We start from the raw sequence: 10595 nt of genomic DNA, 5'->3' as shown, positions 1-10595 counted from the left end.
CTTGAAAGGATCGGGTGACATTGACGTTTTATTCATTTGCTAGATCAGTTGTAAATACTGTAATGAAACCAATTTACCGCATTGAGGTTATTGGAAAGGAGAACATTCCTGTGGAAGGAGGGGTTCTTCTTTGTGCTAACCATATTTCCAATCTTGATCCGCTTATTGTAGGAATCACCACCAAACGACCTGTACATTTCATGGCAAAGGATGAGCTTTTCACAGTGCCTGTCCTTGGAAAAATTGTAAGCAACGTTAATGCGTTTCCTGTTAAGAGAGGGATGAGCGATAGGGAAGCGTTAAGAAAAGGACTTGGAATTTTAAAAGAAGGAAATGTTTTAGGATTGTTTCCAGAGGGAACAAGAAGCAAGACAGGTGAAATGGGTAAGGGACTTGCAGGAGCAGGTTTCTTTGCTCTAAGGTCAGAGGCCTATGTTATTCCCTGTGCAATCATCGGCCCTTATAAAACATTTAATAAATTGAGAGTAGTGTACGGAAAGCCGATTGATATGGATTCTGTCAGGGCTAACAAGCTGAATGCTGAACAGGCAACCGACTTGATTATGAGTGAAATTCAAAAGCTGATAACCCAATATAAGTAATGTTTCTTGCTTGACAAAAATGCCTGTTTGTAAGAAGTTATTAAGAAGAGATATTTTTAGAATTTTCACTTAGTAGTTTAATTATGTTGTTTTTCAATGTGGTGAAGCCACCACAAAAGCATATAATCTTGCAGCAGTCATGGATTAAGGAGGAGTACATATGTCAGAAGATATGAATCAAATCGAGGTTAAGAATTTTGAAAATGGTGACCGTGTCAAAGGCCAGGTAACCAAAGTAGAAGAAAAGCAAGTTCTTGTCGACATTGAGGGCAGCAAACTGGATGGAATCATTCCTATCAGCGAGCTATCCAGTCTTCATGTAGAAAAGGCTGAAGATGCAGTGTCTGTTGGCGATGTATTGGAGTTAGAAGTCCAGAAGGTTGAAGAAGAAGCATTAATTCTTTCAAAGAGAAAAGTAGATGCAGAAAAAGCATGGGATCAGCTAAAAGGGAAATTTGAAAGCGGCGAGGTTTTCGAAGCAGAGGTTAAGGATGTTGTGAAAGGCGGCCTTGTTGTTGACTTAGGCGTCCGCGGCTTTGTTCCTGCATCACTAGTTGAATCACACTTTGTAGAGGACTTCTCGGATTATAAGGGCAAAATGCTCAGCTTTAAAATTGTTGAGCTTGAGCAGGAGAAAAATCGCCTGATTCTTTCTCACCGCGCTGTCGTGGAACAAGAACAAGGAAAGAAAAAACAGGGCCTGCTTTCTGCAATCCAGGCAGGACAGGTAATCGAAGGAACTGTACAGAGAATCACTGACTTCGGAGCATTTGTTGATATTGGCGGAGTTGATGGACTTGTTCATATTTCACAGCTTTCCCACGAGCATGTTGAAAAGCCATCTGACGTGGTTGAGGAAGGCCAGAAGGTTCATGTTAAGGTTTTAAGTGTTGACAGGGACAATGAGCGTATTTCATTATCTATTAAAGAAACGCTGCCTGGACCATGGGCAGACATCGAGGAAAAAGCTCCAAAAGGAAGCACCCATGAAGGTACTGTCAAACGTCTCGTATCTTATGGCGCGTTTGTTGAAGTATTCCCGGGAGTGGAAGGTCTCGTCCACATTTCACAAATTTCACATAAACATATCGGCACTCCGCATGAAGTTCTAAAAGAAGGACAGAATGTTAAGGTGAAGGTGCTTGAAGCGAATAAGGATGATCAAAGGTTGTCACTTAGCATGAAGGAGTTTGAAGAGAGAGAAAGCAATGAAGCTTTTAACTACGAACTTCCGGAAGAATCAAAAGGCTTCAGTCTAGGCGATATGATTGGAGACAAGTTAAAGAATCTAAAATAGTATTGGTGATAAATAGTGTCAAGATCAAAAAGGAAATGGGATCATATTCAATATGCCCTTGAAACAGGCCAAAAACGGCTTACTGGTTTTGAAGATATCAAATTTGTTCACCAAAGCTTGCCGGATACCAATCTAGCATTAATAAATTTGCGGACTCAAATTGGCGAACTTTCATTAAGTTCGCCAATTTTTATCAACGCAATGACAGGCGGCGGCGGAGAAAGAACATATCGAATTAACCGTGACCTTGCAATTGCTGCAAAGGAGACTGGTTCAGCTATTGCAGTAGGCTCACAAATGGCTGCCTTGAAAGATCCTGCAGAACGCAGGACTTATGAGGTTGTAAGGGAAATGAATCCGCATGGGGTTATACTAGCTAATTTGGGCAGTGAAGCAACGGTAGAACAGGCAATGGCTGCAGTTGATATGATTGCAGCAAATGGGATCCAAATCCACCTGAATGTCGTTCAGGAATTGACCATGCCTGAGGGTGACAGGAATTTTCAAGGGGCTTTGCAGCGGATTATGGAAATCCAGCAAAGGGTGGGAATACCAGTTATCGTGAAGGAGGTTGGTTTTGGCATCAGTGCTGAAACGGCTTCGGAGCTTACTTCCTCAGGAATACGGTATATCGATATTGGCGGATTTGGAGGAACCAATTTCGCAGCCATTGAAAACAAACGTAGAAATCGTGTACTGTCTTTTTTTGATAACTGGGGCATTCCTACAGCAGCTTCACTCGTGGAGTGCAGGGATGCGTCACCGGAAATCTCTTTAATTGCCTCAGGTGGAATACAAAACTGCGCAGATATTGTTAAGGCTCTTTCGTTGGGGGCAGATGCAGCAGCATTAGCAGGCTTTTTGCTAAAGATACTTCTTGAGGATGGAATTGAAAGTGTAGTAAATGAAATTGAATTAATAAAACAAGAAATGTCAGTCATTATGGCTGCTCTCGGAGTGAACAGTATTGAAGAGCTTCGGAGAGTTCCTCTTGTAATTTCCGGTGATACCCAACATTGGCTAGAGCAAAGAGGAATAGATACGAAGGCGTTTAGCCGGAGGTAACAGACAGAAGACCCCTGCATTATTTGCAGGGGTCTTCTGTCTGTTTTAATGGCGGTTAGCTTAACTTGCCATCATTGAGGTTACGTGCTTCTTCCGGACTTTGCATTTTAGTTGCTCCTGGATAGTGCAATGCCTGGTCACGGTCTGATTCCACTCGGCCACTTTTCTTTAACTTCTTTTCCTGTCTGTCTCTTCCCATATCTGCACCTCCTGTTCTTGGATTTTAAGAATATTTATTTGTTATATGCCTTCTTTGAGTCTGACATCAGCATCAAGGGCTGTTTTCAACCCTTGCAGACTCATATACACAAACCTCTTCTGGGGCTGCAGTACGTGTTAAAAAGCTGTAAGGCAGCAATTAGCTCCAGCATATCCATCCATGAAGCTTATAGCACTATGGCCTCACTGATGAACTTTTCCCCTTTTCTTAACATGGAACAGTGCAAAAAGTTTATGCAAAAAAGATTAAATTACATAAGTAATTGCCATAATGGAAATGATAGGAGGGGAATAATGGAGGGTCTCTATTTTTATTGGCTGGCATGGCTGGCATGGATTTGTGCTACTTTTTTTATGGATAAGAAAAATCCCGCAAGGATAAAAATTACTGTCTGGCTTTTGGCTGCCATTGTATCTGCGCCTTATAAAATTCATATGTTTATTTTTGATTTGCATCTCTCGGCATTTTCAATTGCCATCTTCTTATTTATAGAGACGAGAAAGAAAAAGACAGGATCATTTCTTTATTTGTACCTGTCTTCATTCATTATCATGCTGGCATATACAAGCTTTTTGCTTTTTGAATTGTATGATCCGGTCTGGGTTCTTTTTGACCGAAAAATCATGATTGCTGCAATTGGCTTTTATCTTGCGCTCTTACTACAGAAGAACAAATACAATCGGTGTTTAGCGTTGATTTCGGGATTTTTACAAGGTGAAATCCTGTACTCAATGATCCTTTGGCAATTTAACTTTCCTTATTCAATATCATCTCTAGCTTTTTTAGATATTCTGATCATTTCTTTAGCTATGCTGATAACTTGGTCAGCTATTGAAACGGCTATAGCCCTTATGTCTAGGAGTACGCTTAATCAAGCGGAACGGGAGGAACAAAAACTACATGAATGAATACACATTGCCCATCGTTTTCGGGATTGCGACGGGAACACTCGCGAGGCTTTTTATGCTTCGGACAGATTATCGCCAATACCCAACGTATTTGCACGGCAAGATCATCCATGTTGCTCTTGGTTTTATTGCTGCAGGGCTTGGTACTGTTGCTGGCCCGGCCATTATGGAAGAAGAATTTACGGCAATCACCTTTTTAACACTAGCAGCTTCACAATTCAGGGAAGTGCGGAATATGGAGAGGAATACCCTGACGGAACTCGACAGTTATGAGCTTGTTTCTAGAGGCAAGACATATATTGAAGGGATTGCGATAGCCTTTGAAAGCCGTAATTATCTTGTTATATTTACCTCCCTTGTCAGCACGCTTGCTTACCTTCTGATCAATATTTGGGCAGGAATAATCGGAGCAATTGTTGCACTTTTTATTTCCAAACTGCTAATGTCAGGTGGGAAGCTGAAAAATATTGTTGAGATTGAATATGTTGAACCGAGATTCGAAGGTGCAGGACTTTATGTGGATAACATTTACATTATGAACATTGGTCTGCCTGAACGGCAAAAAGAACTTCTTAGTTATGGAATGGGATTTATTCTAAAACCCAAAAATATGAATGCTCGTTCCACCATCGCAAATCTGGGCCAGCGACAAGCGGTACTTCATGATTTATCTACTGCACTTGGAGTGTACCGCGATTCAGGCACACCTGCGCTTGTGCCGCTGGCAAAGAGGGATCTAGATGATGGGAGAGTTGGCGTATTCGTTCTGCCTCAAGAACGGAATATCGAACGGGCAATAAGTATCATTGGTGATGTCCCTACGCTGGAAAATGCAATCAGGATGCCTTCTGAGAAGAAAAGTACTACAGGAGGTGCTGGGAATTGATGCTTGAGAAGTTTATACTTGCGGTCATCACTACCAATCCAAAGAAAGCGCCTTCTGGAACTGCCGTGTTCCATTGTGATACGAAAGAAGAGATGGAAACTGTCGCAGCGAACCTGGAAGCCATTCTTGATGGGATTGCCCACGCGCTCACTGAGGAGCTTTTTATCATTGTGAAACATTGACAGGAAATGTTTTCATTGCCTGTATACGGCATCTTTTGATAAACTGATTAAGCCAGACCCTTCTGTATACTGAGAAGGGTTTATTTTATAAGGCTATTTCTTTTAGCTGATTGTGTGTACCAGCCAGCGACCAGAATGAACCTTTACTAATGATGAAAACCTGAGAAGTTTGAAATTGTTATGGCCAGGTCGGCGACCTGCATTAAATAGAATTTGAAAGGGTGATATTCATGACGAAACCAGTGATAGCTATCGTTGGGCGTCCGAATGTCGGCAAGTCTACGATTTTTAACCGAATCGTTGGTGAACGTATTTCGATCGTTGAAGATATTCCTGGAGTAACAAGGGATCGTATATACAGTTCAGCTGAATGGCTGACACATGATTTTAACATTATTGATACCGGAGGAATTGATTTAGGTGACGAGCCTTTCCTAGATCAAATCCGCCAGCAGGCTGAAATTGCAATTGATGAGGCAGATGTAATCATCTTCCTTGTGAATGGGAGAGAAGGAGTAACGGCAGCTGATGAAGAAGTAGCCAAAATCCTTTATCGGTCAAACAAGCCTGTAGTGCTTGCTGTTAATAAAATTGACAATCCTGAAATGAGAGATATGATTTACGACTTTTACGCACTAGGTTTTGGTGAGCCATTTCCGATCTCAGGCTCACACGGCCTTGGATTAGGAGATTTGCTTGATGAGGCGGCAAAACATTTCCCTAATCCCAGGGACGATGACTATGATAAAGATGCAATTAAATTCTCATTGATTGGGCGTCCAAATGTTGGAAAGTCATCACTTGTAAATGCCATCCTCGGTGAGGAACGCGTCATTGTCAGTGATATTGCAGGAACGACAAGGGATGCGATTGACTCGCAGGTAACTTATAATGGGCAAAAATATCTCATTATTGATACCGCGGGCATGAGAAAAAAGGGCAAAGTTTATGAAACAACTGAAAAGTACAGTGTTCTAAGGGCATTAAGGGCAATAGAGCGATCAGATGTTGTTCTAATTGTCATCAATGCAGAAGAAGGCATAATAGAGCAAGATAAGCATATAGCAGGCTATGCGGAAGAAGCTGGACGGGCTGTTATCATTGTCGTCAATAAATGGGATGCAATTGAAAAAGATGAAAAAACAATGAAGGAATTTGAGGATAAGATTCGCGCTCATTTCCAATTTTTAAGCTATGCACCGATTGTTTTCTTATCGGCTAAAACGAAGAAACGTATCCATACATTGATGCCGATGATTGATCTGGCAAGTGAAAACCACGCGATGAGGGTACAAACTAACATCCTGAATGAAGTAATTATGGATGCTGTCGCAATGAATCCAACGCCGTCAGATAAAGGAAAAAGGCTTAAGATTTACTACGCGACACAAGTATCAACCAAGCCTCCGACATTTGTTGTATTTGTCAATGAGCCTGAGTTATTGCATTTTTCTTATGAGCGCTTTCTTGAAAACAGGATTCGAGATGCCTTTGATTTCACAGGTACTCCGATTAAGATTTTTGCCAGAGAAAGAAAATAATAAAAAGGTTGTGGTTTAAATGGAACGGAAGAGAGAGAAAATAGCTGTCCTTGGTGCCGGAAGCTGGGGAACAGCATTGGCAATGGTCCTTGCTGACAATGGACATGAGGTTCGACTGTGGGGTCAGAATCCTGCCCAAATAGACGAAATCAATCAGCAGCATACCAATAAGAAGTATCTTCCCGAAATTACTCTGCCTGCAACCATCATTGGATATTCTTCACTTCAAGAGGCGTTAGCTGGGGTAAAAACCGTAATCATGGCGGTTCCAACAAAGGCAATTCGTGAAGTAATCAGGAAAATGACGGATGTCCATGCGAATTCTTTACTTATTGTCCATGTAAGCAAAGGGATAGAACCAGATTCCTTGCTGCGGATCTCTGAAATGATTGAAGAGGAAATGCCAGCTGAGTTGCTTGATAGTGTTGTGGTGCTTTCCGGCCCGAGCCATGCTGAAGAAGTCAGCCTGCGCCACCCAACAACGGTAACAGTGTCTTCAAAGGATATGGAATCAGCGGAAAAAATCCAGGATTTATTTATCAACAATAACTTCAGAGTTTACACCAACCCTGATTTAATTGGTGTCGAAATCGGCGGGGCATTGAAAAATATCATTGCTTTAGCGGCTGGTATCTCAGACGGATTGGGTTATGGTGATAACGCTAAGGCTGCCTTGATCACTAGAGGCCTTGCGGAAATAGCACGCCTGGGTGTGAAAATGGGTGCAAGTCCTTTGACTTTTTCAGGTTTAACCGGAATTGGGGATTTGATTGTGACTTGTACAAGCGTTCACTCACGCAACTGGAGGGCGGGCAACCTGCTCGGCAGGGGGCAAAATCTCGATGAGGTCCTTGAGAACATGGGGATGGTTGTAGAGGGTGTACGAACAACCAAGGCTGCATACCAGCTCGCTGGAAAATATAACGTGAATATGCCTATAACAAAAGCTCTTTATAACATCCTGTTCAATGATGTTAACCCGAAGGACGCGGTAGACGATTTAATGTCCCGGCAGAAAACACATGAAATGGAAGATTTAGCTGACATTCTTGGCGAAAAAAATTGATCAGAAAAATTTTTCTAAGAATAATATTGTTAAAATAGGCATTCCGAGGATGCGATTTCCTTTTTGCTTGCATAAAATGCATCGAAGCAAACTGGTGGTTTGAACTGGGTGATAGGGTATTTAGTCAATATAGGCTGAGGTAAAGTTGTCCGCCCCTTCTTTACCTCAGCTTTTTTATGTTAAAGAACACTGTTGCTTATTGAAGACCCATTGATTGAAGCCACTGGGAAGGAATCGAAGGTATAAGTTATAAGCTGAATGCAATACATAATGTATTTAGGAATATTAATTTGATCACCGCTTATGTTATAATACTTCTCGGAAAAGGGAGGGGTTTATTTTGTCACCGGCATTATTAAAGATGTACGTATCTTTTATTGGCATGGGCTGTATGATTGCCTCATTGCTTACAATTTATTTGAGCAGATTTAAGCTTAAAGGTTTTTTTAAGGTTTTTACGGCGGTCATTGCCTATATTTTAATGATTACTGCTGGGCTGATTATCTTTTTTGTTGTGTTCAGCGGCCCGACGAGCGAATAAAATACATAGGATTAAAGGGTTGGTATTAATGAATAAATTCCGTTTCTTTCTGCCATTCTTCCTTGTTTTGATCACATTGACAGGCTGCATGTATCCGGAAGAAAAACTTGTTCAGAATCAAGTTCCTTATAAAGATCAACTGGACAGTGTACAGTCAGCTGTGAAACAATTTCAGGAAGCGAATGGCGGTATTTTGCCAATTAAAACAAGGGATGCTGAGACACCAATCTATCAAAAGTATCCAATAGATTTTAAAAAAATAGTACCTAAATATTTATCTGAACCGCCAGGAAACGCATATGAAAACGGCGGTATATTCCAATATGTCCTCGTTGATGTTGAGGTAAATCCTTCGGTGAAATTGCTGGATTTACGCATCGCAGAAACCATTCGTGAAATCAAAATGAGAATTGAAGCGAACGGTTATCCGCCTTTCAAGGATCAAATAGCGGCTAATATCTACACACTGGATTTTAAAAAGATCGGCTATAAACAAGAACCTGTTGCAACCAGCCCTTTCACTAACCAGAACCTTCCTTTCATTATCTCGACTGATGGAGAGATCTTCGTTGATTACAGGAGCGACCTGTATCAGGCGATTAAATCAACAAAACTTGATTTAAATGAGGGCGAAGATATCCGTCATATCCTAGTAAATGAATCGATGTTTGTACCTGCATATTCACTTCCATACACTATTGATAAGAGCACGAGCGAACCAATCTTTTTAGAGAAATAGTCATAACCCTTCTTCTGCAAAATATATTGTAGAAGAAGGGTTTTTTTTTGTCTTAAAAAAGAAATCAACTGTTCTCATAAAAGGACACTTAGAAGTCTTTTGTTGTGAATAAAAAATAAGGAGGTAAAAAAATAAATAATTGTCATATCGATATAGGACAACATCATAAATATATACTGTCCCAGATTACTAATTTGGATGATATTATTCCCACTAACTCTATGATCGGGAGGGGATCACTTGGAAAAGGTAGATATTTTTAAGGATATTGCCGAGAGGACTGGCGGCGATATTTACCTGGGTGTTGTTGGTGCGGTGCGTACTGGCAAATCCACTTTTATCAAAAAATTTATGGAGCTGGTGGTTTTACCTAATATTAATAATGAGGCTGAAAGGGCAAGGGCGCTAGATGAATTGCCTCAGAGCGCCGCAGGTAAAACTATTATGACGACTGAGCCGAAATTCGTGCCTAACCAGGCAGCATCCGTGCACGTGGATGAAGGCCTGGATGTTAATATCAGGCTCGTAGATTGTGTTGGCTACACTGTTCCTGGAGCGAAGGGTTATGAGGATGAAAACGGCCCGCGAATGATCAATACACCTTGGTATGAAGAACCAATTCCATTCCACGAAGCTGCAGAAATTGGAACAAGGAAAGTTATTCAAGAGCATTCTACTCTTGGAGTTGTCGTTACAACAGATGGGACAATTGGGGAAATCCCAAGACAGGACTATATCGAAGCGGAAGAAAGAGTAATTGAAGAACTAAAGGAAGTTGGGAAGCCGTTCATCATCGTGATCAACAGTGCCCAGCCATATCATCCTCATACAGAAACATTGAGAGCTCAGCTAGCTGATAAATATGATATTCCTGTGCTCGCAATGAGTGTTGAGAGCATGAGAGAATCTGATGTACTCAATGTAATGAGAGAAGCACTTTATGAGTTTCCTGTACTTGAAGTGAACGTCAACCTTCCTAGCTGGGTAATGGTGCTTCGTGAAAATCACTGGCTGCGTGAAAGCTATCAGGAAGCAGTGAAAGAAACAGTTAAAGATATAAAAAGGTTGAGAGATGTTGACAGAGTCGTCCACCAATTCAGCGACTTCGAGTTCATTGATCGTGCTGGTCTTGCCGGTATTGAAATGGGCCAGGGTGTAGCTGAGATTGATTTATATGCCCCAGATGACCTTTACGATGATATCCTTAAGGAAATCGTCGGCGTGGAAATCCGCGGCAAGGACCACCTGCTTGAGCTAATGCAGGAATTCGCCTATGCCAAGGCAGAATTTGACCAAATTTCTGATGCTCTTAAAATGGTTAAGCAAACTGGATACGGAATTGCTTCTCCGTCACTGTCTGACATGAGCCTGGAAGAACCGGAAATCATCCGCCAGGGAGCTCGGTTTGGAGTGCGTCTAAGGGCTGTAGCGCCATCAATTCATATGATTAAAGTGGATGTTGAGTCAGAGTTCTCCCCAATCATTGGTACAGAGAAGCAAAGTGAGGAACTCGTCCGATATTTAATGCAAGACTTCGAAGATGATCCA

Annotated in this window: 12 protein-coding genes; 11 read left to right on the top strand and 1 reads right to left on the bottom strand. The window is 41.5% G+C overall.

Going from position 1 to position 10595, the window contains the following annotated elements; genetic code table 11:
* The first annotated feature begins 20 nt into the window (after window positions 1-20).
* The 3 genes from WB217_RS19335 (at window position 21) to fni (ending at window position 2964) form a co-directional block, all read left to right on the top strand.
* On the top strand, window positions 21-602 hold the full coding sequence (locus WB217_RS19335) for a lysophospholipid acyltransferase family protein (RefSeq protein WP_423994972.1): 582 nt from the start codon (window positions 21-23) through the stop codon (window positions 600-602).
* A 160-nt stretch (window positions 603-762) separates the two neighbouring features.
* Window positions 763-1899: a 30S ribosomal protein S1 gene (gene rpsA / locus WB217_RS19330; protein ID WP_423994971.1), complete on the top strand. Its 1137-nt coding sequence runs from the start codon at window positions 763-765 to the stop codon at window positions 1897-1899.
* A 15-nt stretch (window positions 1900-1914) separates the two neighbouring features.
* Window positions 1915-2964 (top strand): type 2 isopentenyl-diphosphate Delta-isomerase, encoded by a 1050-nt coding sequence (fni, locus tag WB217_RS19325; RefSeq protein WP_423994970.1) that lies wholly within the window; start codon window positions 1915-1917, stop codon window positions 2962-2964.
* A 55-nt stretch (window positions 2965-3019) separates the two neighbouring features.
* Here fni and WB217_RS19320 read toward each other — a convergent pair whose 3' ends face one another.
* The gene (locus WB217_RS19320; RefSeq protein ID WP_423994969.1) at window positions 3020-3163 is read right to left on the bottom strand and encodes a YpzI family protein; all 144 of its coding nucleotides are present in this window, start codon (window positions 3161-3163) and stop codon (window positions 3020-3022) included.
* Window positions 3164-3297: 134 nt separating this feature from the next.
* Between WB217_RS19320 and WB217_RS19315 the strand changes: the two genes are divergently transcribed.
* The 8 genes from WB217_RS19315 to spoIVA form a co-directional block, all read left to right on the top strand.
* Window positions 3298-4092: a YphA family membrane protein gene (locus tag WB217_RS19315; protein ID WP_423994967.1), complete on the top strand. Its 795-nt coding sequence runs from the start codon at window positions 3298-3300 to the stop codon at window positions 4090-4092.
* Entirely contained in the window at window positions 4085-4978 is an 894-nt protein-coding gene (locus WB217_RS19310; RefSeq protein WP_423994965.1) for a YIEGIA family protein, read from the top strand. Before WB217_RS19315 ends, WB217_RS19310 begins: the two co-directional genes overlap by 8 nt.
* Window positions 4975-5160, top strand: a complete 186-nt coding sequence (locus WB217_RS19305; RefSeq protein ID WP_423994964.1) for a capping complex subunit for YIEGIA — start codon at window positions 4975-4977, stop codon at window positions 5158-5160. Before WB217_RS19310 ends, WB217_RS19305 begins: the two co-directional genes overlap by 4 nt.
* A gap of 230 nt (window positions 5161-5390) precedes the next feature.
* Window positions 5391-6701, top strand: a complete 1311-nt coding sequence (der, locus tag WB217_RS19300; protein WP_423994963.1) for a ribosome biogenesis GTPase Der — start codon at window positions 5391-5393, stop codon at window positions 6699-6701.
* 19 nt (window positions 6702-6720) lie between these two features.
* A complete protein-coding gene (locus WB217_RS19295) occupies window positions 6721-7767 on the top strand; it encodes an NAD(P)H-dependent glycerol-3-phosphate dehydrogenase (protein ID WP_423994962.1) in 1047 nt (348 codons plus the stop codon).
* A gap of 340 nt (window positions 7768-8107) precedes the next feature.
* Entirely contained in the window at window positions 8108-8308 is a 201-nt protein-coding gene (locus WB217_RS19290) for a DUF2768 domain-containing protein (RefSeq protein WP_423994961.1), read from the top strand.
* A 28-nt stretch (window positions 8309-8336) separates the two neighbouring features.
* A complete protein-coding gene (locus WB217_RS19285; protein ID WP_423994960.1) occupies window positions 8337-9047 on the top strand; it encodes a hypothetical protein in 711 nt (236 codons plus the stop codon).
* A gap of 240 nt (window positions 9048-9287) precedes the next feature.
* A partial coding sequence (gene spoIVA / locus WB217_RS19280; RefSeq protein WP_423994959.1) for a stage IV sporulation protein A occupies window positions 9288-10595 on the top strand: 1308 nt, incomplete at its 3' end.

The organism is Mesobacillus sp. (assembly GCF_049588175.1).
Classification (GTDB): Bacteria; Bacillota; Bacilli; order Bacillales; family Cytobacillaceae; genus Mesobacillus.
The sequence above is the reverse complement of the archived record's forward strand: the minus strand, read 5'-3'. Positions and strand labels throughout refer to the sequence as shown.